Annotated in this window: 21 protein-coding genes and 2 pseudogenes; 16 read left to right on the top strand and 7 right to left on the bottom strand. The window is 44.7% G+C overall.

Annotated features, from left to right (window positions below; translation table 11 throughout):
* Nucleotides 1-136: 136 nt before the first annotated feature.
* A complete protein-coding gene (locus ACT6PV_RS11640; protein WP_445116506.1) occupies nucleotides 137-841 on the top strand; it encodes an aspartate/glutamate racemase family protein in 705 nt (234 codons plus the stop codon).
* 90 nt (nucleotides 842-931) lie between these two features.
* Here ACT6PV_RS11640 and ygfZ read toward each other — a convergent pair whose 3' ends face one another.
* A complete protein-coding gene (ygfZ, locus tag ACT6PV_RS11635; protein WP_445116505.1) occupies nucleotides 932-1,654 on the bottom strand; it encodes a CAF17-like 4Fe-4S cluster assembly/insertion protein YgfZ in 723 nt (240 codons plus the stop codon).
* A 258-nt stretch (nucleotides 1,655-1,912) separates the two neighbouring features.
* Here ygfZ and acnD point away from each other — a divergent pair, with 258 nt between their 5' ends.
* The 5 genes and pseudogenes from acnD to cpaB all read left to right on the top strand — a co-directional run bounded on the left by acnD (nucleotide 1,913) and on the right by cpaB (nucleotide 7,637).
* On the top strand, nucleotides 1,913-4,519 hold the full coding sequence (gene acnD / locus ACT6PV_RS11630) for a Fe/S-dependent 2-methylisocitrate dehydratase AcnD (RefSeq protein ID WP_445116504.1): 2,607 nt from the start codon (nucleotides 1,913-1,915) through the stop codon (nucleotides 4,517-4,519).
* 229 nt (nucleotides 4,520-4,748) lie between these two features.
* A pseudogene (locus tag ACT6PV_RS11625) lies at nucleotides 4,749-5,047 on the top strand (IS3 family transposase); the annotation flags it as partial.
* Nucleotides 5,048-5,144: 97 nt separating this feature from the next.
* Nucleotides 5,145-6,512 (top strand): metalloendopeptidase CpaA, encoded by a 1,368-nt coding sequence (locus ACT6PV_RS11620; protein ID WP_445116503.1) that lies wholly within the window; start codon nucleotides 5,145-5,147, stop codon nucleotides 6,510-6,512.
* Entirely contained in the window at nucleotides 6,478-6,942 is a 465-nt protein-coding gene (locus ACT6PV_RS11615) for a zinc-dependent metalloprotease family protein (protein ID WP_445116502.1), read from the top strand. Before ACT6PV_RS11620 ends, ACT6PV_RS11615 begins: the two co-directional genes overlap by 35 nt.
* A gap of 2 nt (nucleotides 6,943-6,944) precedes the next feature.
* Nucleotides 6,945-7,637 (top strand): metalloprotease secretion chaperone CpaB, encoded by a 693-nt coding sequence (gene cpaB / locus ACT6PV_RS11610; protein WP_445116501.1) that lies wholly within the window; start codon nucleotides 6,945-6,947, stop codon nucleotides 7,635-7,637.
* Nucleotides 7,638-7,782: 145 nt separating this feature from the next.
* Here the strand turns inward: cpaB and ACT6PV_RS11605 are convergent.
* From ACT6PV_RS11605 to ACT6PV_RS11590, 4 genes and pseudogenes are all read right to left on the bottom strand, one after another.
* A pseudogene (locus ACT6PV_RS11605) lies at nucleotides 7,783-7,923 on the bottom strand (IS3 family transposase); the annotation flags it as partial.
* Between the two features lie 109 nt (nucleotides 7,924-8,032).
* Complete coding sequence (locus tag ACT6PV_RS11600; protein WP_445116500.1) at nucleotides 8,033-9,007, bottom strand: formylglycine-generating enzyme family protein; 975 nt, start codon at nucleotides 9,005-9,007, stop codon at nucleotides 8,033-8,035.
* A gap of 108 nt (nucleotides 9,008-9,115) precedes the next feature.
* Complete coding sequence (locus ACT6PV_RS11595) at nucleotides 9,116-10,795, bottom strand: sulfatase-like hydrolase/transferase (protein WP_445116499.1); 1,680 nt, start codon at nucleotides 10,793-10,795, stop codon at nucleotides 9,116-9,118.
* Between the two features lie 279 nt (nucleotides 10,796-11,074).
* Nucleotides 11,075-12,222, bottom strand: a protein-coding gene (locus tag ACT6PV_RS11590) for an IS3 family transposase (RefSeq protein ID WP_445114756.1) whose coding sequence is annotated in 2 segments (ribosomal slippage) — nucleotides 11,075-11,976 and nucleotides 11,976-12,222 — 1,149 coding nt in all. Because the reading frame shifts where the segments join, the coding sequence is not laid out codon by codon here.
* A 279-nt stretch (nucleotides 12,223-12,501) separates the two neighbouring features.
* Between ACT6PV_RS11590 and ACT6PV_RS11585 the strand changes: the two genes are divergently transcribed.
* Nucleotides 12,502-12,846: a zinc ribbon domain-containing protein YjdM gene (locus tag ACT6PV_RS11585; protein ID WP_445116498.1), complete on the top strand. Its 345-nt coding sequence runs from the start codon at nucleotides 12,502-12,504 to the stop codon at nucleotides 12,844-12,846.
* A gap of 85 nt (nucleotides 12,847-12,931) precedes the next feature.
* Here ACT6PV_RS11585 and ACT6PV_RS11580 read toward each other — a convergent pair whose 3' ends face one another.
* Nucleotides 12,932-15,136: an OsmC domain/YcaO domain-containing protein gene (locus ACT6PV_RS11580; protein WP_445116497.1), complete on the bottom strand. Its 2,205-nt coding sequence runs from the start codon at nucleotides 15,134-15,136 to the stop codon at nucleotides 12,932-12,934.
* Between the two features lie 553 nt (nucleotides 15,137-15,689).
* On the opposite strand from ACT6PV_RS11580, the gene ACT6PV_RS11575 reads away from it, so the two are divergent.
* Nucleotides 15,690-16,085: a VOC family protein gene (locus tag ACT6PV_RS11575; RefSeq protein WP_445116496.1), complete on the top strand. Its 396-nt coding sequence runs from the start codon at nucleotides 15,690-15,692 to the stop codon at nucleotides 16,083-16,085.
* Nucleotides 16,086-16,211: 126 nt separating this feature from the next.
* On the opposite strand, the gene ACT6PV_RS11570 is transcribed toward ACT6PV_RS11575, so the two are convergent.
* Nucleotides 16,212-17,330, bottom strand: coding sequence for an NAD(P)-dependent alcohol dehydrogenase (locus tag ACT6PV_RS11570; RefSeq protein ID WP_445116495.1), 1,119 nt, complete (start codon nucleotides 17,328-17,330; stop codon nucleotides 16,212-16,214).
* Nucleotides 17,331-17,912: 582 nt separating this feature from the next.
* Between ACT6PV_RS11570 and ACT6PV_RS11565 the strand changes: the two genes are divergently transcribed.
* From ACT6PV_RS11565 to ACT6PV_RS11530, 8 genes are all read left to right on the top strand, one after another.
* Nucleotides 17,913-18,146: a hypothetical protein gene (locus ACT6PV_RS11565; RefSeq protein ID WP_445116494.1), complete on the top strand. Its 234-nt coding sequence runs from the start codon at nucleotides 17,913-17,915 to the stop codon at nucleotides 18,144-18,146.
* A gap of 229 nt (nucleotides 18,147-18,375) precedes the next feature.
* Nucleotides 18,376-18,747 carry a ribonuclease E inhibitor RraB gene (locus tag ACT6PV_RS11560; protein ID WP_445116493.1) on the top strand — a complete coding sequence of 124 codons (372 nt, stop codon included), beginning with the start codon at nucleotides 18,376-18,378 and terminating at the stop codon, nucleotides 18,745-18,747.
* A 197-nt stretch (nucleotides 18,748-18,944) separates the two neighbouring features.
* The gene (locus ACT6PV_RS11555; RefSeq protein ID WP_445116492.1) at nucleotides 18,945-19,391 is read left to right on the top strand and encodes an SRPBCC family protein; all 447 of its coding nucleotides are present in this window, start codon (nucleotides 18,945-18,947) and stop codon (nucleotides 19,389-19,391) included.
* Nucleotides 19,392-19,409: 18 nt separating this feature from the next.
* Complete coding sequence (locus ACT6PV_RS11550) at nucleotides 19,410-19,760, top strand: DUF488 domain-containing protein (protein WP_445116491.1); 351 nt, start codon at nucleotides 19,410-19,412, stop codon at nucleotides 19,758-19,760.
* A gap of 434 nt (nucleotides 19,761-20,194) precedes the next feature.
* Entirely contained in the window at nucleotides 20,195-20,536 is a 342-nt protein-coding gene (locus ACT6PV_RS11545) for a YegP family protein (protein WP_445116490.1), read from the top strand.
* Between the two features lie 208 nt (nucleotides 20,537-20,744).
* Entirely contained in the window at nucleotides 20,745-21,209 is a 465-nt protein-coding gene (locus ACT6PV_RS11540; RefSeq protein WP_445116489.1) for a YybH family protein, read from the top strand.
* A 165-nt stretch (nucleotides 21,210-21,374) separates the two neighbouring features.
* Nucleotides 21,375-22,559 (top strand): low temperature requirement protein A, encoded by a 1,185-nt coding sequence (locus ACT6PV_RS11535; RefSeq protein WP_445116488.1) that lies wholly within the window; start codon nucleotides 21,375-21,377, stop codon nucleotides 22,557-22,559.
* 345 nt (nucleotides 22,560-22,904) lie between these two features.
* Entirely contained in the window at nucleotides 22,905-25,139 is a 2,235-nt protein-coding gene (locus ACT6PV_RS11530; RefSeq protein ID WP_445116487.1) for a phosphocholine-specific phospholipase C, read from the top strand.
* The last annotated feature ends 35 nt before the right edge of the window (nucleotides 25,140-25,174 follow it).

Here is a 25,174-nt window from a genome sequence, read left to right as displayed (position 1 = left end):
TTTAACTTATTGAAATGTATTGATTGATTCTTTCATGGACATAAAGTGGTTTAATCCTTGCAGGGTGAATGACCATGATGGGTTGTTATTTTTATATTTTTAAAAACTGATTAGAAAACAAAACAGTGGAGTTGTTATGACCATCAGAATACAGGTAATTAATCCCAATACCAGTCAGCAGATGACGTCTTCAATTGGTGCAGTGGCTCAAGATGTTGCAGCAGCGGACACGGAAATTATCACTGTATGCCCACAGCATGGTGTGGCGTCCATTGAAGGGCATTATGATGAGGCGATTTCAGCCGCAGGAGTACTGCAACTGGTGCAGCAGGGAAAACAGCAGCAGGTGGATGGTCATATTATTGCCTGTTTTGGAGATCCGGCATTGCATGCTGCACGTGAAGTTGCAGACGCTCCAGTGATTGGAATTGCAGAAGCGGCTTTTCATATGGCCAGCCTGGTGGCAACGAAATTTTCCATTGTCACCACGTTGCCACGGACCCGCATTATTGCAGAACATCTGCTACAGCAATACGGTTTTGACAGGCATTGTGCCCAAATCCGTTGTATCGACCTGCCTGTACTGGCGCTGGAGAGTGAACGGGAGTTTGCTTACATCAGATTGCTGGAAAACTGCCATCAGGCCCGTGAGCAGGACGGAATCGGGGCGATTGTGCTGGGTTGTGGTGGTATGGCTGACATGGCAGAAGAAGTCAGCCGGGAGTTGAATATTCCAGTGATTGATGGGGTGCGTGCGGCGGTAAAACTGATTGAAGGCTTGCATGGTATGGGGTTAAAAACCAGTAAATGGGGTGATTATGCCTATCCGACGCAGAAGTAAAGAAGAACACCCTTCAAGTTAGACGAATTCGTGTCTAACTTTCGGGTGCAATTCACGAGAGACTTTAGACTATAATAGTTCAACATAAATTTACTGTGGTCTGGCTACATCACCATTCAGGCCTGCCGGTAGATCCAGTACCTGAACATTCAGATCAAATAAATTGGCCGGACGGGCAATGACCAGGCCATACCAGCCATTCACCACGTTAATGCTATTGACCACTTCAATGCCATCCACCAGTGTTTCTCCGGCTGCAGGCGCAGCCCCTTCACCGGATACCAGCTGTAGCCATTGTTTCGGTTTGGCCTTGAACCACAGGCGGGCAATAATTTCCTGACCGATATAGCAGCCCTTGTCATAGTGCACACCTTCACGCTGGTGTAAACGTAACTCCTGAGGCTGGAACTTTTCTGCGGTGATTGCACTGATCCAGGCCTGCCCGGATCGGATTGCCTGTTGCTGCCATGCAATGACATCTGTTTCAGTGGTATCAAAATCAGTTGTATCCGCATGAATGACGGGGAATACCTGAGCATCCTGCGTCAGTTGCATTTTTGAAAATGCCCCGTACTTTCGGATATGTGCGGCAAAATCATCGGCCTGATCCTGAGTGGTCACAATGACAAAGCTTTCCGCATTCAGTTTTTTCAGCCATAGACCAAATTGAATCCGGCCCTTTAAATTACAGATGGCAGTATAGCGTGTGACGTTTTCAGCCAGTGCTTCAGCATTCAGGGTGACCTGACCCTGCAGGAATTTCTGTGCATCCACACCATTTAAAGTGAAAGAAGAAAAAGCTAAATCGCTCATGGGATGATCTCAAAGCCGGTATTCAGGACAAAATATTGCTGTCTATTTTGCGCCATTTTGTAAAAAAAATCAGCTTTGGCACAAAAAAGCTGAAATATATGTAAATGGATGTTTCTTAAATCCCTATTTTTATGCCTAAGATAATGAAATATAAAACATTTGGGAAATGGGCTTGCAGCAGCGTACAATGCCAGGGATAAAGATTGCATGCAATCGACAGGAAACACGCAGTCCCGATGATTTAAACGCAGGTACGCTATGAATAACAATTACCGTAAACCACTAAAATCCACCCAGCTCGAATACTTTGACGTGCGTCAGGCCGTTGAAGACATCCAGCCAGGCGCATATGCGAAACTTCCCTATACTTCAAAAGTACTGGCGGAACAGCTGGTACGCCGTTGTGATCCTGCCATTTTAGTACAGTCTCTGAAACAACTGATTGAGCGTAAGCAGGACCATGATTTTCCCTGGTATCCGGCACGTGTGGTATGCCATGACATTCTGGGGCAGACTGCACTGGTTGACCTGGCCGGTTTGCGTGATGCCATTGCAGATCAGGGTGGGGATCCGGCCAAAGTGAACCCGGTGGTTCCAACCCAGCTGATTGTTGACCACTCGCTGGCGGTGGAATATGGCGGCTTTGACCCGGATGCCTTTGCAAAGAACCGTGCGGTGGAAGACCGTCGCAATGAAGACCGTTTCCATTTTATTGAGTGGACCAAAACAGCATTTGAAAATGTCGATGTGATTCCGGCCGGGAATGGCATTATGCATCAGATTAATCTGGAAAAAATGTCACCGGTGATTCAGAACCGTGATGGCCTGGCTTTCCCTGATACCTGTGTGGGAACCGACTCGCATACGCCGCATACCGATGCACTCGGTGTTATTTCAATTGGAGTCGGTGGGCTTGAAGCTGAAAATGTCATGCTGGGCCGTGCGTCCTGGATGCGACTGCCGGACATGATTGGTGTGGAACTGGTGGGTCAGCGTCAGGCAGGTATTACGGCAACCGATATTGTGCTGGCTTTAACTGAGTTCCTGCGTAAGGAACGTGTGGTGGGTGCATATCTGGAGTTCTTTGGTGAAGGTGCAGACACCATGTCTATTGGTGACCGGGCCACCATTTCCAATATGACACCGGAATATGGTGCAACTGCGGCCATGTTCTATATTGATCAGAATACCATTGACTACTTGACCCTGACCGGGCGTGAAGCAGATCAGATCAGCCTGGTTGAGACTTATGCGAAGGAAACTGGTCTGTGGGCCTCTGACATGACGCAGGCTGATTACCCACGTGTTCTTCGTTTTGATCTGTCCACGGTGACCCGGAATATTGCCGGTCCATCCAACCCGCATGCACGGGTCTCTACGGCTGATCTTAAAGAAAAAGGCATTGCCGGTGTGGTGGAACAGCGCATGGATGGCTTAATGCCGGATGGCGCCATCATTATTGCGGCCATCACGTCCTGTACCAATACTTCTAACCCACGCAATACAGTGGCGGCTGGTTTACTGGCACGTAAGGCCAATGAACTGGGTCTAACCCGTCAACCCTGGGTGAAATCATCTTTTGCACCAGGCTCCAAGGCTGCGGCTTTATATCTTGAAGAAGCGGGTGTCATGAAGGATCTGGAAAAACTGGGTTTTGGTATCGTGGCTTATGCCTGTACCACCTGTAACGGCATGTCCGGTGCGCTGGATCAGGACATTCAACAGGAAATCATTGACCGTGACCTGTATGCAACTGCGGTACTTTCAGGGAACCGTAATTTTGATGGTCGTATCCATCCCTATGCCAAACAGGCATTCCTGGCGTCTCCACCACTGGTGGTTGCCTACGCCATTGCCGGAACCATCCGTTTTGATATCGAAAAAGATGCTTTAGGGCATGACCAATCCGGTCAGCCGATTTACCTGAAGGACATCTGGCCATCTGATGCTGAAATTGATGCCCTGGTAAAAGAGGCGGTGAAGCCTGAACAGTTCCGCCAGGTCTATATCCCAATGTTTGACCTGGGGGAATCGGAAAAATCCGAGAGCCCATTGTATGACTGGCGTCCACAGAGTACCTATATCCGCCGTCCGCCGTATTGGGAAGGTGCTTTAGCTGCACCACGGACCCTGGCCAATATGCGTCCACTGGCGATTCTGGGGGATAACATTACCACTGATCATTTATCGCCGTCCAATGCGATTCTGCTGGATTCAGCTGCAGGTGAGTACCTGCATAAGATGGGCGTACCTGAGGAAGATTTTAACTCCTATGCAACACACCGTGGTGATCATCTGACGGCCCAGCGTGCGACATTTGCCAACCCGAAATTGTTCAATGAAATGGTGCGTCGTTCTGACGGCACGGTTAAGCAGGGTTCCAGAGCACGTGTAGAGCCAGAAGGCGAAGTGATGCGGATGTGGGAAGCGATTGAAACCTATATGAACCGTAAACAGCCACTGATTATTGTTGCAGGCGCGGATTATGGCCAGGGGTCCAGCCGTGACTGGGCCGCCAAAGGCGTACGTCTGGCCGGGGTGGAAGCCATTGTCGCAGAAGGTTTTGAGCGGATTCACCGGACCAATCTGGTGGGGATGGGCGTTTTACCGCTTGAATTTAAGGCTGGGGTAAACCGCAATACCTTAAAACTGGATGGAACTGAAACCTACAGTGTCATTGGTAATATTGCACCACGTTCCGACCTGACCCTGGTGATTGAGCATTCAACGGCAGAAGGCAAGGAGGAAATCATTGAAGTGCCTGTGACCTGTCGTCTGGATACTGAAGAAGAAGTGTCTGTATACGAAGCGGGTGGAGTTCTGCAACGGTTTGCACAGGACTTTTTGCAAGGGCAGGTGGTCTGAATACTCAAAGCTGAATTGATCGTAATTATATTGCAAAAGCTCTATCTTGATGGTGGAGCTTTTTTGTTACTGGAGTCGGTGTAAGTGAATAAAAAAATTAGAAAAATAGGGTGTCACGGCAGAGTCATCCGAAAATTGCAGCGACTAAACAATTGGATGTGTCAGGTGGTGATGCATGGCGTCAAATCATAAAGTTGCAGACTAAACTGGCATTAAGGATGTGCAGTTTCGCTATGCCAATCGGCTGGAAATAGTGAATTTGAGAGCATCAGCTGGTACAACAGGAGGCTCACATGACAATGCTTTGGCTAAAACAGTGAATGGCTTGTATGAATATGAAATGGAGGTCATTGAATATTTAAAATCAGACTGATCAGGTTCAGCTGATGTTGAATTGACAGCATTACACCGGGTAGGGTGGATTGGTTCAATAAAAAACGATTACACAGTGCAACTGGATATGTCTCGCTTTTTCAATTTGGAGCAATGTACTATGCTAGGATTGAACCGTCAGGCTTGGTCGCCTGACTTAAATAAACTGTCTCCGATATAATCGGTACGGTTCAATACATTCCACGCCATTATTACTATAAATTTGCAAAATTAAATATAGCAGGAAAATCAAATGAATAAAGTAAAAGTTATAATAGCACTCGTTACAAGCAGCCTGGTTACGTTTGCTATAGCTGCAACAACCCTGTCACCCAACCAGAATAACCAGAGTGGTATTATTCCTGGTGGTTATGATGATCTTATATTTAGTGTTTCTAATGGCAATTGGGTAAAAACTATTTCTTTACCGGATACTGCAAAAGAAGATGCCCTGTTAACCCTGAGTTCAAGAGCAGGCTATGACAGTGAATTTGATTTAAGCAATATAAGAATCAACAAAACAGGCTATCTTCCGCTAAAGGCTGGTAATACATATCAATTTAAATTCCATAACGGCAAGTGGGAGTTTTACGTATCTGAATCAAATAGTCTGAACCCAAAAAAAACTGGAAGTACAATCCCGGCATTTGAAGAATCTTTCACGAAATATACAATCGATGATACGGCCTGGACTGATATTGTTCATTTGCCACAAACTGCTAAAGATGGACAACTCATTGTTATAGAGTCAAAGGCTTCAGCAGCAACAAAAATTGATTCACAATACACATTATTCCCCAGTACCTTAACTTTGCATAAAAATGACCTCTATATATTCCAATACAATCTAGAACTAAATAAATGGGTGCCCTTCTCAACACCTACTCGCATATTCAATGTTCAGGGTGACACAGCGACCTTCAACCAGAAACTACAAAACTTAACCGCGCCTAAAACAGAAATTCGCTTTGCAGATGGGGCATGGATTCCTTCATTAAAACTACCACAGTCCGCCAATGATAGAGATCGTCTGATTATTACTTCCTCAGCAACCTGGCAATCTACTATTGAAAATGAAAATACCGATACTACTGCTACAATGAAATTGAACTCAGGTGATCGATATGAATTTATTTATATTGCAGATAAGGCTCAATGGATTTTAATTTCTTCCCCTAAAACAGTATTGACTGCAAAAAAAGCGGCTCAGGGCTTTACATTCAAAACCCCTATTGTCGAAATCATAGCTGATAATACAGAATGGGTATCAACGATTAACCTACCAAATATAGCTCAGTCAGGTGATAAAGTAATTTTATCCAATTCTGCTGACACGGCATTTAAAATCACAGGGAATAATATAGCGGCGACGCTAAACAAAGGAGATAAGATTCGTTTTGTATTCAAAAACAACGTATGGAATATCGATAGTCATCAAATTGATTTATTGATCGTCAATAGTCCTGTTGTAAATGAAAAACTTGGTGCAACAGCTGCAAAGATAAGAGCGCGTGAGGCTCTGCGATTGACGAATGAAGCGTTAGAGAATTCCCAGGCCAGAGCTTATTTCAGGGAAGTCGGCTATTTTGGATTATCGCATTCCAGGTACAACTTTAGGTGATGCAATAAACTTAGGTCGATCAGACGATATTGTGCAAGCAGAAAGAACCCGAACAGGTGCTGATGCAGTGTATACATTTACAGATCATACGGGTTGTGGGTTGGCATACATAAACACAAAACCAAATAAAAACAATATGATAGGTTCGGAAAACTACGGATGTGGTATCACAGCCATGCGACATGAGCTGGGACACAATATGGGAATGGGTCATGGGCAGTCAGAAAGAACTTCTGGCTACCATCGGGGTTTTACCCATCCATTAGGCAGTACAATCATGGCCGGTAATAGTATTGGTCTTTACTCCAGTCCCAATCATTATAGTCCAGAATATGGCGTTCGTTTAGGAGAAGCCGAAAAATATGATGGGTTGAGAATAATTAATGAAAATGCAGAAACGGTTTCTAAATTTTTAGTTGCGGTTAAATAAATATGAAAAAACAGACATACATTGTTATTTTTGTCGTGTCATTGATTGCTCTTTTGGTTTGGCTGATGCCAAACCAAAAGAAAGTCCAGGATAAAGCAGAAGCGAATACAGTTAGAAAAGAAATTGAGCTTAAATATCTATCACAACAAGTATCGACCCTGCATTTCACAGAAGCGGAGGTGCAGGCAAGGGTTCAAAAAAGTACGGCCAGGCGTAAACTTGTAAACCTGGATGAAAATAAATTACGTCAAGGCATCTCAGAAAAGGAGATGTTTTATACAAGTGATGTAAATAGGGTGACTAAACATAATCCGATAGAACTTAGTGAAGCACAAAAAAATGATGGGCGTATCTTTTTAGGTAATAATATTTATACACTGGAGGGAAAAACTATTGGCGACCGAGTTGGATTTACTGTTCCAGCATATGGATTAAAACGAGAAGCAATTATTGAAAAAATTGATGTAGATCTTGATGATGATATTGTCAGTTGGTCTGGGCACCTGGAAGGTGGTGATAAAAATAATGAAACTTTCCATATCACTCAAACTGTTAAAGATAATTTCACAATAGGAACGATTAATTCCGAAGGTCGAACATATGCAATGCTGATGAAAAATGGATATGGATGGATAAATAATGTAGAAAACGAATCTGCTGCAATTTTAGCAGGAGAAGGTCACCATGATCATTAGATTGAATATGTTGTTTTGTGTATAACTCCGGGAGAAAAGTTATCTTCCCATAAATAACCGAAGTTAAAAGTAGGGGTTAAGCAGCCATCAGAGGGTGGCCTTCCTTTGTTTGCCTGGCGTGGTCTTTCATGGTTGTAATGCCAGTACGAAGTGTTTCAGGAGTACAACCAATCTTAGAAGCAATTGCTGTGATTGCGGCCCAGGTAGAAGGGTAATCTTTTTCAGATTCAAGAACCAGGCGAACAGTTCTTTCTTTGATTTCAGGGGTATATGTTGGTTTTTTCATCGCGACATTCTCTTGGGAAAATTAGTCTCCGACAATCTCGGTACGGTTCAGTCGGGATTGACTGATCAGCGTACTGCCTGTGTGATAAGGGCGATTTATGCTACATATATTATAGCCGTTGAATACAGCGAAATCCTATATGACTGGTTGATGTATCGACTGCTTGAGGTTGTCGCGCTGCAGGTCGATAACGACGACAATAGTTTGCTGCACATAAATGAGAACCACCTTTTACCACCATACGAGCAACATTTGGTTGTTGTGGATCATAGCTTTGTTTTTCAGCTATATTACGTGGGTTTTTGGGAGTACAACACGTTTTACCCGTATGAGCAGTATGCGTATTTTGATAAAAATCACTGGTCCATTCCCATACATTCCCAATCAAATCATAAATTCCAAGTGCATTGGCAGGAAATGTTCTAACCGGAGATGTATATGCATAATTCCCCAATGTTAAACGCTCATAGGGAAATTCTCCATACCAGATATTAGCTAATTGTTTGCCCTCCGGAGTCAGCTCACTTCCCCAGGCAAATTCTTCAGGTACTTCAACACCACCAATAGCAGCAAACTCCCACTCAGCCTCACTTGGTAATACTTTCCCTGCCCATGAAGCATAGGCTAATGCATCAGTATAGCCAATATGCACCACAGGATGCTTTTCTAACCCTTCTAAAGTGCTTCCTTTTCCATAAGGAGATTGCCAATATGCACCAAACTCAAAACCCCACCATGCGGAAAAATCATTAAGTGTTACCTGGTGTTGCGGAGATTTAAAAATAACTGATCCTGCCTTTAACATCTCAGGAGGAGCATGAGGATAATCTTCGGCTTTGGGTGCGAACTCAGCGAAGGTGATGTATCCTGTTTCCACTACAAATTGGGCAAACTGCTCATTGGTTACTGGCGTTTCATCCATCCAGAAACCATCGACGCGAACCCGATGTGCTGGCGATTCTTCAGGGTAATGATGGTTGGATCCCATTATAAATTCACCGCCAGGAACCCATACCATATGGTTTGGTGATGGTGTTCTCCGAGAAAGATGATGGGGAATTTCCCTTTTATTTTGTTGAGCCATGGTTAGTTCTTCGTGTTAAATATCATATTTTTAATAAACTTTCCGCAGGAAAGCAATTAAGTTTCTATTTGTAAGGGGAAATTAAACAATTATACAAATTGTCTAATTTTATAGTGGTTTTTTTCGATAATCAGACGTATTTTCCTGAATAGTTGATAATAAATTATCCAGCTCTTTAAGACGAAGCTCATTTTTTTCAGCAAGATTAGTCTGTTCTCCTGGATCTTCATCTAAATTATAAAGTTTGTTCTGATTCGAATATCCAGTTTCTACACCGGCCACAAATGACCGCTTATTGCTACTGGGTGGAATTAATTTCCAATTGTTTTGACGAATTGCCAGTCCTTGTGCATCAAGTACAACACTACTGCGTCCTGTATTTTTTATACCTGTAAATGCATCCCATAAATTAATACTATCCTGAGGTACACCAGATGTCAGACTCCCGACTGGTAATGTTTGTTTTGTTGCTGCGGCAATAGAGGCGACAAAATCCACCTGGCTGACAATCGCATGACTCACTTTACCCTGCGGAATTCCACCTTTTGGCCAGCTGATAATTAATGGAATACGTGTTCCTGCTTCAAATTGGCTGTATTTACCTCCTCTTAACGGACCTGTTGGATTTTTCCCCCCATAAAAGCTGACGGCTTGGTCCGTATAGCCATCATCCAATACAGAACCATTATCACTGGTAAAAATAATAATGGTGTTATCTAATACTTTATGATCAGCCAGAATTTGTTTAATTTGTCCTACAGTCCAATCTAAACGCAGTAGCGAATCACCGCGTGCACCATAGCCGGATTTACCAGCAAAACGCTCATCCACTAAACGTGGTACATGAACATCTTGACTGCTAAATCCTAAAAAGAAAGGTTTAGACTTATTATTTTGGATAAAGTCATTGGATTTCTGTAGAAAATTATCGGTCATAGTGTCGTCACTCCACCGCGCACTATTCCCTCCAGTCATATAACCAATGCGTGGAACACCATTAATAACCGTGCCCTTATGACCTGAGTCACTTGGTAATTGCCGAAGCTGATTTGTTTTTCCTTGCTCAATATAATCCTGATAATCTAAAGTGTCCCCGCGTAGCCGACTTTTGTAGCTGATCGTGATTGGATCATTCGCATCCAAATTGGCCACTTGATGATTTTCGACATAGACAGTGGGAACACGATCATTGGTTGAAGGCATGATATAGGCATAGTCGAACCCAACCTCTAATGGTCCAGGCGATAAAAAGCCATTCCATTGAGGCCCCTCTTCTTTTGTGCCTAAACCTAAATGCCATTTACCCACAATTCCTGTAGTATATCCCGCTTTCTTTAATAAAGAAGGAAGCGTTGTGGTATGAGGCTGAATAATAGCAGAAGCCTCCCCACTGGCGACATTTGTCCCAGCCTGTCGCCAGGCATAAGTCCCTGTAAGCAATGAAAAGCGCGACGCGGTACAGGTCGCAGCCGTCGCATAGGCATCTGTAAATCTTACACCTTCTTCAGCTAAAGTGTCTAAGTTAGGTGTGGGAATATTTTGCTTACTGTTATAACTTCCCAACTCTCCATAACCCAGATCATCAACTAAAATCAAAACAATATTTGGCTTGTTTTCTACTAATGAAATTGATTTTTCAGGATTCGCTAATGAGATTAATTTTGCCTTAGGGGTTACTGCAAATGAATCATCGTTATTTCCACATCCAGCACTGAAGATGCTCACTGAAAGTAATGATCCAAAAATAAGTTGCTGATTGAATGATTTTGTATAAGGCAGGAGTTGCATCCTATATGTCTCATGATACTAAGAGCATCAAAAGTATCAAACAGGGAATAACGTTCCAAATAATAAATATTAATAAATATATATGTAATCGATAATTTTAAAATCAACAAATTAAAGCTCTTGCAAAAGCCAGAATTTGCATTAAGAGCTACATTTCCTTAAATCTGATATTCAGAGCCTCACAGATGGAAATATTCTGCTGACTGATAATAATCCTGACTTTCCGGCTCAACTCTTCTGAATATATTTTTAGCATCCGATTGAATAGCCACTAAGAATCTAGATACACGCCAGCTTCATTTCATAAAACGTCTCGAAGTCCTTTGGCGACCGCTGGTCGTTAGCACCATGGCGACGTTTCACGTTGTAGAACATCTCAATATACTCAAATATATCTGATCTAGCTTCAGCACGCGTTGAATATATTTTCCGTTTAACTCTTTCTCGTTTCAGTAATTGGAAAAAGCTCTCTGCCACAGCATTATCGTGACAGTTGCCGCGACGGCTCATGCTGCTTTCCAAACCATGTTGCTTCAGAAAGGCTTGCCATTCATGACTGGTATATTGGCTACCTTGGTCAGAGTGAACCAATACTTTATTTGTTGGCGATCTACGCCAAACTGCCATCAATAAAGCATCAAGAACTAGCTCTTTAGTGATCATTGGTTTCATAGACCAGCCAACGACTAACCTTGAGAAAAGGTCAATCACAACAGCTAAATACAGCCAGCCTTCATGAGTACGGATATAAGTGATATCTGTTGCCCATGCTTGATTTGGCTGTGCAGGATTAAACTGCCGATCTAATGTATTGGCTTGAACAATAGGTTGATAGCCCTTTGAATATCCTGGTTTTCGATAGCCACGTTGGGATTTCAAGCCTTCCTGTCGCATCAGTCGATGTACACGATTAACTCCACAAGGCTCACCAATATCACGCAAGTCACAGAAAATCTTGCGATAGCCATATACACCGCCTGACTCTAACCAAAACTGTTTAATCAGGCCTGACAGTTGTTTGCTACGTTTGGCTGTAGCACTCAAAGGTTGTTTCAACCATGCATAATAGCCACTGGGATGAACCTCCAGTACCGAGCACATTCTATAAATTGACCAGACCTGCTGGTGATCCTTGATAAAGGCGTACCTCATTTTGACTGGCTGGCGAAGTACGCCGCGGCCTTTTTTAAGATATCACGCTCTTCTGTAACTCGTTGCAGCTCTTTCTTTAATCGAGCCAACTCTTTGGTTTGATCTTCAAGAGCAGTAGCTTGGGGTGTTTTAGGAAAGTATTTCTTAACCCAAGCATAAACACTATGGGTCGTTGTGCCTAATCTTCCCGCAACCTCTGCAACACTGTAGCCTTTCTCAATGACTTGCTGCGCTGCTGCAATCTTGAACTCTTCGGTAAATCGTTTGCCACTCATAAAAACACCTCTTAATTAGCTATTTTATCTAACTATTCGGTATCGACAAACTTAGTGGCTATTCAGATAGGCAATTTAAAGGGGTTTATCTATGGTGGTTCAAAAAGTGCATCTGGCTATACCTGTGAAGCCATTTCTTTAATAATGTGAATTTTTCATAAAATTACTTACTATAACCCCTGATTTTTCATGTGTTTTAACTGCATGAAAACCATAACAATGCTATATTTCAGCCTGATACTTTATATTTACCGGGTTTTTTATCTTCTGAGGTTTTTTATGTCCCTGCCAGATTGTCCGGAATGTCAGTCCGAATATACGTATGAAGATGGTGAGCTGCTGATTTGTCCGGAATGTGCTCATGAATGGAAGGAAGGGGAGCAGACCGCCGCTGAAGAACAGCATGTGATTCAGGATGCTGTCGGTAATGTTCTGAGCGATGGTGACACGGTGACGGTTATTAAGGATCTGAAAATAAAAGGTTCTTCATCTGTGGTGAAAGTGGGAACCAAAGTAAAAAGCATTCGTTTATTGCCGGATGCCAGTGACGGCCATGATATTGACTGTAAAATTGAGGGTATTGGCGCCATGAAGCTGAAATCTGAGTTTGTAAAAAAAGCTTAGCAAGTTTTTAGTCATTTTAATGAAAGCGATGATGGCTGGAGCAAACCGGCAGTATGCCTGGTTGCTCCGCCGTTGATTGACCCTTTTAATCGGATAAAGCTGCCATTCTGGCACGGGCCATATGCAGTTTTTTGTAGCTGTCAATGAGACGCAGATGCCGATCAAGCCCTTCCAGTTTCATGCTGGTCGGTGTCAGTCCGAAGAAACGGACATTACCATCTACAGACCCCATGACAGCGTCCATGCGTTCGTTGCCAAACATGCGGCGGAAATTGATTTCATAATCACTCAGTTGCAGTTCATCGTCCAATAGCACGTCCAGCACCACATTCAGGCACTGATAAAACAGGCCACGTTCAACTGTGTTGGTGTTGTATTGAAGGAAAGCTTCCACCAGCTCCTTCGCTTCTTCAAACTGTTGCAGGGCCATATAAATCAGCAGTTTTAATTCCAGGATTGTGAGCTGGCCCCACACGGTATTGTCATCAAACTCAATGCCGATCAGGGTTTTAATTTCGGTATAATCGTCCAGTTCACAGTCTTCCAGCCGTTCTGCCAGCGCTTCAAGTGCGGCGTCATCCAGCCGGTGCAGATTCAGGATATCTTCACGGAATGTCAGGGCTTTATTGGTATTATCCCAGATTAAATCTTCCACCAGATAAACTTCTGAATAACCCGGCACCAGAATACGACAGGCGGTTGCACCTAAATGCGTATACACAGCCATGTACACGTCCTTATCCATCTCCTTAAGGATGTTAAACAGGGTTGCAGCTTCTTCTGCATTGGCATTTTCACCCTGAGCGCTAAAATCCCATTCAACAAAATCAAAATCAGCACGGGCACTGAAAAAGCGCCATGACACCACACCGCTGGAATCAATAAAGTGTTCAACAAAGTTATTTGGCTCAGTGACGGCATTGCTGCTGAAGGTTGGCTGTGGTAAATCATTCAGACCTTCAAAGCTGCGCCCCTGCAGCAATTCGGTCAGGCTGCGTTCCAGGGCGATTTCAAGGCTTGGGTGTGCTCCGAATGAAGCAAATACGCCACCGGTACGTGGGTTCATTAAGGTGACACACATGACCGGGTATTTCCCGCCCAGTGAGGCATCCTTGACCAGTACCGAAAAACCCTGTTCCTCAAGGCCCTGAATGCCTGCCACAATACCCGGATATTTCGCCAGTACTTCCTGTGGAACATCAGGCAGAGCCATTTCAGCTTCAATAATTTCCCGTTTCACTGCACGTTCAAAAATTTCGGACAAACACTGTACCTGAGCTTCAGCCAGGGTGTTACCTGCACTCATGCCGTTACTTAAATACAGGTTTTCAATTAAATTCGACGGGAAATAAACAATTTCACCATCCGACTGACGGACAAAGGGCAGGGAGCAGATTCCCCGTTCGGTATTGCCCGAATTGGTATCATATAAATGTGAGCCGAGCAGTTCATCTTCCGGGTCATAAATGCTCAGGCAGTATTCATCAAGAAGTTCTTTCGGAAGCTCATCATTCGGGCCTGGCTGAAACCATTTTTCATCCGGGTAATGCACAAACTCAGCCTGGGCGATCTCTTCACCCCAGAATTGATCGTTATAGAAGAAATTACAGTTTAAACGTTCGATGAATTCACCCAGTGCCGAAGCCAGCGCGCTTTCCTTGCTCGAGCCCTTACCGTTGGTAAAGCACATCGGAGATTGTGCATCACGAATATGCAGAGACCACACGTTCGGCACAATGTTACGCCATGAGGCGATTTCAATCTTCATGCCAAGACCCGCCAGAATGCCGGAGATATTGGCAATGGTTTCTTCCAGTGGCAGGTCCTTACCCGGGATACAGGTTTTGCTTTCTGCAGTCAGAGCTGGCATCAGTAAGGCCTGTGCATCGGCATCAATGCTTTCAACATCTTCAATCACAAAATCCGGGCCGGTCTGCACCACTTTCTTGACTGTACAACGGTCAATCGAGCGCAAAATCCCCTGACGGTCCTTATCGGAAATATCAGCCGGTAACTCAATCTGTATCTTAAAAATCTGTTTATAGCGATTTTCCGGATCAACAATATTGTTCTGAGACAGGCGGATATGTTCGGTGGAAATATTACGGGCCTGGCAATATACCTTGACAAAGTAGGCCGCACACAACGCCGATGACGCCAGAAAGTAGTCGAATGGCCCCGGTGCCGAACCATCTCCCTTGTAGCGGATGGGCTGATCAGCAATGACAGTGAAGTCATCAAACTTCGCTTCAAGCCGAAGATTGTCGAGATAATTGACTTTGATTTCCATGCGGGCACCTGATTATTCCTATGGATCCATGCGAAATACATAAGAATTTGAATATTGAAATGCAACCTGAATCGGGGTTGAATGAGTCTGATTCTACCGTGAATTACGGATAAGACGCTGACTTTAAAAAAGTAATGGTCACTGAATATCGTTCAGTGAGCCCTGTTGAGCGGTTAATTCTGTCAACAGGCATACACTATATAGGCCGCATTTTACAGAATTATTGGTGTGCGTTGATGACTTTTGTCTGCCTTTCCGGTTGATTTATGAGAAATACTGAAAACAGACAGCTGTCATGGTTTTAGCTGTGATTGATCGCAGAAAGAATATTCAGGATAAAAGAATATTCAGGATATATGGCTGAATAAATTGCAGAGAAAGCTGAGTGAGCAAGATATCAATATGTAATAACATTGTAAAACATCGGCTTAAGTGATTGTTTGATGCCGAAAGAAAAGATCCTGAACTGAGTATTTGCTTAAAAATTTCAGAAAATAACACAGCTGATGCTTTGGGATGTTATAAAACCTTAATTCTGTTATTGGACCAGAACATGAAAATCTACGTGACCAGCGTCCTTGTGGACGATCAGGAAAAAGCCCTGGACTTTTATACCCGGAAACTGGGGTTCCAGAAAAAACATGATGTTCCAGTCGGTGAATATCGCTGGTTAACGGTTGTTTCACCGGAACAACCTGGTGGGGTGGAACTGTTGCTGGAGCCGGATGTACATCACGCTGCAAAGCCTTTTAAAGCGGCAATGAAGGCAGACAAAATTCCATGGACTTCCTTTCAGGTGGACAATATTGAACAGGAATATGAACGGTTGAAGGCACTGGATGTGGAGTTTACTCAACCCCCCATGCCGGCCGGAAATGTTAAGATTGCTGTGTTTGATGACAGCTGTGGCAATCTGATTCAGATCATGCAATTGTCTGAACAGGAATAAAAATGCTGTAAAAGCCAGTCATTGCGCAAAGAATACTGAAGATGCGAGGCAAAATAAAGAAAGGTTTCCCCTCATGATGAAGAGAAACCACGCTGAAAGGAAAGCAGGTATTATGAATGCAGCGTTTTAGCTGGCAATTCTGATAATGGGTTTCAGGGTAATACCGCTCTTGCTGTCTGCAACCGCCTGGTTGATTTCATCAAAAGCATAAAATTTAACCAGTTTGTCAAATGGGAATTTGCCCTGCAGATACAGTTCGACCAGTTCCGGAATGAACTTTTTAGGTGAACCATTGCCTTCGACCACACCCATAATGGATTTACCGCCGAGCATTAAATCATTGACATCAAATTCAGCAGTTGTACCCAGCGGTGGCGCGCCGACAATTGCCAGTTTGCCCTGAAGGCCAAGTGCGTCAATGCCCTGTTTTAAAATTTCCGGACGCCCGGTACTCTCCAGTGCGAAGTTGGCACCGCCCTGGGTGATTTCCTTAATGCGTGCCACAGGATCCGTATCCTTGCTGTTAATGGTATGGGTTGCACCCAGTTCCTGTGCAAGTTCCAGTCGGGAGTTGACAATATCCACGGCAATAATGGTGGACGCTCCGCAGATTTTAGCGGCAAGTAAGGCACTTAGCCCGACAGCTCCGGTTCCCCACAATACAAAGCTGCTGGCAGGTGTTACTTTCATGGCATTAATGACCGCGCCGGCGCCGGTCTGAATGCCACAGCCCAATGGACCGAGGTATTCCAGTGGTGCTGCTTTACTGACTTTAATGGCATTGTTTTCACGACTGAGGGCATAGGTGGAAAAAGACGACTGGGCAAAGAAATGATCATGGATGCCGTCGCCATGATGGTTGCAGATGGCCATTTGCCCATCTATATCTGCACCGCTGAAATTACGATTATAAAAATCGATGCAGTAGGCCGGGCTGCCGGAAGTACACTGGGCACACTCACCACAGTGACCATAACTTAATACCACATGATCACCGACTTTAAGATTTTTAACCGCAGGGCCAACGGCCTCAACAATACCTGAGCCTTCGTGCCCCAGGACCACAGGCAGTGGAACCGGATAATACTGATCGCGAATAATGACGTCGGTGTGGCACATGCCGGTCGCAACAATTTTGATTAAAACTTCATCCTGCCTGGGTTCACGAATTTTTAAATTCTGCAACTTAAAATCAGCCCCTTTGGTTTCCACGACGGCTGCAATAATATCTTTTAATACAGTCATGACTGAGTTCCTTTGAACGTATAAAATTAGATGGATTCTGGGTGGATCATATGTTGATTGATATTCCCGGCTCGGGGGGCGCAATGTTCATTCACTGCCGCATGTTAAATTTTGTTTTAAAATATTCTAAACAATCTAAAGCACCCTGCTGGATATTTATTGCTGTTCCCTCAGAATGATCAACACGCTAAAGGTGATGGATGAACATATGGTATATCGCTGAGCCATTCAGTTGTAGCTGAATAATTGTGACGTTGCCTCCCTGTGTCTGACCGGACTTCACTGACCGGAAATTTATGATTATGTTGTGTTTCAGTACGTGCTGATTATTAAGTTATCGGATTAAATATCCTGTGGCAATATGTTTTTTATGCCAACTTTTTGCTATGCCGTATTACCGGCCGGGTTGATGCGGATCAGAGATGGCCGGAGTGATGGCATCTGGCTGGTGAGAACACTCATCAGATTTTTCTAAAAGAATCAGGTTTTACTCTAAAATAAAACAGCACATTATCGGGGGAATTATTTTTTCAGGTTTCGGCATCATTAAAGGATGGACTTGAAGCAGTGTGGGTGGTACGTATGTTACAGCAGCGTTATGTCCCGGTGGACTTGCTGGTGACCATTGCTGCCAGTGTTGCCCGCTGTCTCAATTACTTTTCAGCTAACGATCTGCTGGGGACCGATCCCGTGTATGAAGACAACCTGGCATTGGCTACGGATCCTCAGCAATATGTTGAAAATATTCATTTCCCGGCACAGGATCGGGTTTCACATATGGCCATTTCCAGGATCGGCCCCTCCGGCGAAGGTTAATGCCCAGCTACAGCAATTGCCGTTGCAGCGACTGCTGGATGAACTTGCCATATGGGCCTGTATGTCCAGGCTGCAACTTTTATTGTGCCGGGCTGTTGTATTGTACAAGGCTGTTTATTTTGTACAGGACTGCGCTGGTCAGCACGGTGAGCAGAAATTATCTCCAAATTGAAACAAAACTGAGCTAATCTAGTTCGGAAATGACAAAAGCATAACAAGGAATACGCCCATGACCCGCGATTATGAACAATTTCCAGATGACGATAACGGCAATGTCCTCTGGCAGATGGTTGAAGATGGTGATGATTTAACAGAATCCCACGATATTGAATTTTCCATTGCATTTACAACGCAGGAGCAGGCAGAAAAATGTGCGTTGTACCTGTTGCAGGAAGAGCAGAAAATCACCCTGTTTGCAGATGAAGATGTGGACCCGGTGGAGTGGATTATTACTATTTATGTGAATATGGAACCTGAGTATTCAGACATTGTTGATCTGGAAGAATGGTTCAGCAAAATTGCTGAGCAGCACGGCGGTGAATACGATGGCTGGGGCTGTATGGCTTATGTCTATGATGATGAAGATTCAGAAGACGAATAAAAAGCAATTTTAACAGTTGTCAAAGCTGAGTGAGACAGCAGGATAAAACAGCATGTTGCACGGGTGGCATGCTGCGGTTACCTTTATTGTGAATCGGGTTGTTGCGAATCAGGGATTCAGTATCAAAAAAATACAAAATGGCCGTGTGAGCAGCAGTAAACTGAGGCTCCGACAATAATAAATCTTATGGAAAAGACATGACCAATACTGTGAAATTACATCGTGTATTCAGTGCGCCTCCTGAACGGGTCTATAAAGCCTTTCTGGATCCGGACGCGTTGGTAAAATGGATGGCACCGCATGGATTTACTGCAAAGGTTCACCATCTGGAGGCCCGGGAAGGAGGAAGCTATAAAATGTCCTTCAGCAATTTTTCCACAGGTTCCACACATTCCTTTGGTGGTGAGTATATTGAACTGATTCCGGGTCGGTTAATCCGTTATACCGATCAGTTTGAGGACCCGAATCTGCCGGGGCAGATACAAATGACCATTGAGCTTAAACCGGTACTGGTGGGAACGGAAGTTCATATTACACAATCCGGTTTGCCCGAGGTAATTCCGGTTGAAGCCTGTTATCTGGGTTGGCAGGAGTCGTTACAGTTACTGGCTTTGTTGGTAAATCCGGAAATCCCTGATCAATAGCCTGAATGGATTATAGGCATGGATATCCGCATTAAAAGAGCTTATGTTGCGCCATCAGCAGCTGATGGCAAGCGTATGCTGGTTGACCGTCTGTGGCCACGCGGCATAAAAAAGCAGGATGCTGATATTGATCTATGGCCAAAGGAAATTACGCCGTCAACTGAATTACGCAAATGGTACCATGAAGATACTGTGCAACGATGGGAAGAGTTTCAGCAGCGTTATCGGGCTGAACTGATGCAGTATTCGGACAGGATTCGGCAACTCAGAGAGATGGCAACCCGGGAGACCGTTACACTGATTACCGCTGCGAAAAATGAAACACATAATCATGCCACGGTGCTGAAACAGCTGCTGGAAGAAGGTTAAAGTTGGGCTTTAAATATAATGTACTGGTAACTTGATGCAGTACAGCGCTATATTTTATCCCTTCCCGGGCAGACCACTGTCGATTTCCATCTGAACAGTGCTGTCAGAATAGCCGGATCCGACGCTGTTCGCGCTGGAAGCTGAAGACATTCATCTGATGTTGTGGTGATAAAATACTTTTTTGCTGATCGGTACACTGACTGCAAGTAGGTCACAAGCGCTGTCGGGTGTTTATGGTTTATACAGGCGGTTGATTTATAATGGATTATTTTTTATCTGTCTGTGGAAGTTATGGCATCTGCATATACAAAAGAAATAACAATTTCAGCTTTTGAAATACTTGAAAGTCATTTATATTCAGTGTGAGTGGCGTAATTTTTATTCAGAGAAGCGCCGTATATCTACAAAAATGTTAAAATAAACAGAGGTCGAATATGTCAGGATGGTATGAAATCAGTCAGGCGAAAGATGGTCAGTATCACTTTGTACTTAAAGCGGGTAATGGTGAAGTGATTCTCAGCAGTGAACTGTACAAGGCGAAAGCTTCTGCCCAGAATGGTATTGCATCCGTTCAGAAAAATAGCCCGGATGATGCACATTATGAGCGTCTGGTGGCAAAAAATGCTAAACCCTATTTTAATCTGAAAGCTGCCAATCATCAGATTATTGGGACCAGTCAGTTCTATTCAGGCGAAGCCGCCCGTGATAATGGCATTGAGTCTGTCAAGAAAAATGGACCATCGGATAAAATTAAGGATCTGACTCTGGACGCCTGATCTGCGTTTTATATATAAAAGCATGTTTCAACATGCTTTTTTTATGTGTTGTAGTTCTGTCTGAATGCGTGTCGGTTGGTTCAGATGTAAAGCGGCAATTTTATTTTTCAGCATAAAACATAAAAATAAACATAAAAATGTTAACACTCTGGATTAAAAGTGATAACTTAATCACAAATATATGAGAATCAGCAGAGGTTTGTGATTGATGCGTGTCGAAATTGAGGGTGACCGTAATATCGCAGCTGAAGTACTTCAGCAAATTCAACGCTGGGATCGTGCTATTGCCGGGAAGCATATTGATGACCTCATGCATCAATGTGCTGATGATATCCGCATGTTCGATGTCAGTTCTCAGCTGAGTGGCGCGGTACAATATAAAACTGCATGGGAGAAATTCAGCCCATATTTCAATGACAATATGCAGATTATACGGCGGGATGCCAAATTATATGCGGAGGAAGGACTGGCGATTCTACATTGTTTTTCCCGGGTCGAAGACGGCGATGGTCAGGGTGAATTACAGATGCCCTGGTGCCGCACGACGCTGTGCCTGCACAGGAAAGAGGGGCAGTGGCAGGTGATACACCAGCATATTTCCATCCCCGTCGATATGCTGACAGGTAAAGCCATCCCGTTGAAGGATCAGTCAAAATTAAGACTTGTGGTTTAGTCGGGAAAATAACTGCATGTGTGTCAGCGTTGTCTTTAAGCTGTCGCTGTTTCCACATAACCCAGCCTTTTGTTGAGCCTTGCGGGGTACAGCCCCGAAATTGGGCTTGTATCCTATGCCCGGATTTGAAAAAATTGGATTAAATAACGCAAAGTCTGCCAGCACATGTCAAATTCCTTTTTAACAAAATATGAATGGCTGAAGCCATTAATGCCCAGAAATCCATATGAATCACATCGGGCTGCCACACCACTGGAACTATTGTTTGATCTGATTTTTGTGGTTGCCATTGCCACAGCCGGACAACAGTTTCATCACAGTATGATCGAAAACCATATCAGTTCAGGTTTAATCAGTTATCTGATGGTTTTCTTTGCCCTGTGGTGGGCATGGATGAATTTCACCTGGTTTGCATCGGCCTATGATAATGATGATGCCTTTTACCGGATCATGACCTTTGTACAGATTACCGGTTCAATGGTGATTGCAGCAGGGATCCCGGCGGTTTTTCAGCATCAGGATTTTCATGTCATTATCATTGGTTATGTGATTATGCGACTGGCACTGGTGACGCAATGGTTCAGGGTTGCCCGACATGATCCGCTGCGGCGGAAAACGGCAATCCGCTATGCAACAGGCATCACCCTGGTGCAGACAGCCTGGCTGTTCTTCTATTTTTCGTCCATTGATTTTACTTTTTATATGTTTATTGCATTGGTGATTGCTGAATTGAGTGTGCCGATCTGGGCCGAGTCACATAATGCAACGCCCTGGCATGCACACCATATTACTGAGCGTTATGGTTTATTGACCATTATTGTACTGGGTGAATCCATTGTCGGCAGCTACACCGCAATTGCCGATGCCCTGAGCAATCAGCTGTTCAGTATTGAGTTATTATTTTTGATGGCGGGTGGCCTGCTCATGATGTTCAGCATGTGGTGGGCTTATTTTGATCATAAGGCGGTGGATCGGCTGAACAACCGCAGGCGGGCTTTCAGCTGGGGATATGGTCATTATTTTATCTTTATCAGTATTGCTGCTGTGGGGGCAGCACTGGCAGCATCTGTTGATGTTGTCACTGGCCATGCGGAAATTTCAGTTCAACTAACCTCGTGTCTGGTGGCCATTCCATTGATTATTTACACCGCAGGCTTATGGATTTTATACGAAGTCCATCATTTAAGCGGCATGAGAAAATGGCTGTATCCGCTGACCATTATTATTGTGCTGAGTATTCCACTGTTGCCGATGGGGATTGGCTACAGTGTCTTTGCAATGGCGGTGGTTTATGCCCTGCGTTTGTTTTTATCCCGGTGTTTTTTAATTCGTTCAGTCCAGCCGGAGTGAAATGTCGCCATGCGATGACATGAGGAGTGGCATGGTGGCTGAGCGATGCCTTGTCAATGTAAGCAATTTTAAGGACTGCCATTTGAGAATAACCGGATTGCAATAATTCGTTCACTCATTGGTCATAACTCAAAAATATAGTGGTGAGCATCGTTTTTGATGAGCAACACCAGTGAAATCCTTTCCGTACAGATCCAGCGTTCTGCTGCTATTACCGGTGCTGCTGATGTCGGTGCTGGTGGCAGGCTGTCATGATGACAGTCAATCATCTGCTTCCCCGCCAGAACAGTCCGGAAAACCACTGATGCGTTGTGCCCCCTGATCCATTTCTGAAATTTAAATATCATGATTACAAGACGTAAATTTTTAGGCCATAGTTTAAAAACAGGTATGGGCATTGCGGCCTTATCTGCATTTCCCGAGAGTATCCAGAAGGCATTGGCGATTCCTGCAAACAATCAAACCGGAACCATTCAGGACGTGGAACATGTGGTGATCCTGATGCAGGAAAACCGGTCCTTTGACCATTATTTTGGAACTTTAAAAGGGGTGCGTGGTTTTGCTGACCGGCTGACCATTCCCTTGCCGGGTGGCCGCAGTGTCTGGCAACAGCAACGGAAAAATGGCAGCCTACTGACGCCATATCACCTGGATGGAACCCGCAATAATGCCCAGCGTGCCGATGGCACACCACATGGCTGGGATGACAGTCACAGAGCCTGGGACAATGGCCGCATGACGGACTGGCCAACCCACAAAACAGATACCTCAATGGGTTATTTCAGGGAGCAGGAAATTCCGTACCAGTTTGCATTGGCGAATGCCTTTACCCTCTGCGATGCCTACCATTGCTCCATGCACACCGGGACGGATCCAAATCGCTCATTTCATTTGACGGGAACCAACGGACCGACCGCCACCAATACCTCCTTTGTTAATAATGAATGGGACTGGATTGATGGAGATCCGGCCACGGCTGACCGGGGTTACAGCTGGATGACCTATGCTGAGCGACTGGAAGCGGCCGGGATCAGCTGGATCTGTTATCAGAATATGCCGGATGAATGGGGCGATAATATGCTGGGGGCATTCCGTAACTTCAGAAAAGCCAATATTGCTTCAGGTTTCCCGGTTTCAAGTGGCGGTAAGCCTGGAGAGCCTTATGCTTCCACAGGTCAGCCACTGCCGTACCATGCCTATGATCATGCCACGGACAATGATCATAATCCGCTTTATAAAGGTATTGCAAATACACTGCCGGGTTCTCAGCCGGAACAGTATCTGGATGCGTTTAAGCGGGATATCCGGGAAGGAAAATTGCCTCAGGTTTCCTGGGTTAATGCACCGTCCATTTATTGTGAGCATCCGGATCCATCCAGTCCTGTTCAGGGCGCATGGTTCATACAGGAAATTCTGGATGCACTGACCGCTGTGCCGGAGGTGTGGAGCAAGACCATTTTTCTGGTTAATTTTGATGAAAACGATGGTTATTTTGACCATGTTCCATCTCCGTCTGCCCCTTCAATGCACGTGGATGAGCCAGGCGGCTATGCCGGTAAAAGCACGCTCAGTGATGTAGATATGAGTTATGAGTATTTTGTACATGATGCACCGCCGGGCAGTACCGGTCAGCAGAAAAAAGACAACCGGGTCTATGGTCCGGGGCCACGTGTCCCGATGTATGTGATTTCGCCCTGGAGCCGGGGTGGATGGGTCAATTCACAGGTTTTTGATCATACTTCTGTACTGATGTTGCTGGAACAGCGCTTTGGGGTGAAGGAAGATAATATCAGCCCATTCCGCAGGGCAGTCTGTGGTGACCTGACCACTGCATTTAACTTTAAAACGCCGAATGAAGCACCGTTAGCGGAATTAAATGGCAAACTTTCCCGTACAGACGCAGACATGCTCCGTCAGAATCAGGAGGCCCTGCCGGCAGTACCATTGCCGCAGGATGCGAAACTGCCGATACAGGAGAGTGGCATCAGACGTTCACGGGCCTTGCCTTATGAATTGCACACCAGTGCTCAATGTTCCGCAGATGGCCGGGTAAAACTGATGTTTTCCAATACCGGACAGCAGGGTGCAGTGTTTCATGTCTATGATCGATTGAATCTGGAACGCATGCCGAGACGCTATGTTGTTGAAGCCGGTAAACTGCTGGAAGATGACTGGGATGTGCTGAAGGACAATCTGGGGCAATATGATTTATGGGTATTGGGACCCAATGGTTTTCACCGTCATTTCTGTGGAGACACGGTACGTATTCAGGACAGTCGGACTTTGCCTGAAATCCGGGTGTGTTATGACATTCATAACGGCGATGTCTATCTGGACCTGATGAACCCGGGGACCGAACCGGTTACATTTACAATTAAGCCGGTCGCCTATCGCAATGATGCCGCAGTCCAGCTGTCGGTCAGGGCTGGTGAAACCGTGACCCGGCACTGGGCGCTGGCCGATGTCGGTTACTGGTATGATTTTGCTGTCAGTACGGACAGTGATCTGAAATACTATCGGCGCTTTGCCGGTCGTATTGAAACCGGGCAGGACTCCTACAGTGATCCGGCCCTGGCATAGAAAAACCTTCTGAGGCAATCAGAGAATATCTGAAT

This window comes from Acinetobacter sp. WZC-1 (assembly GCF_052544965.1).
The sequence above is the reverse complement of the archived record's forward strand: the minus strand, read 5'-3'. Positions and strand labels throughout refer to the sequence as shown.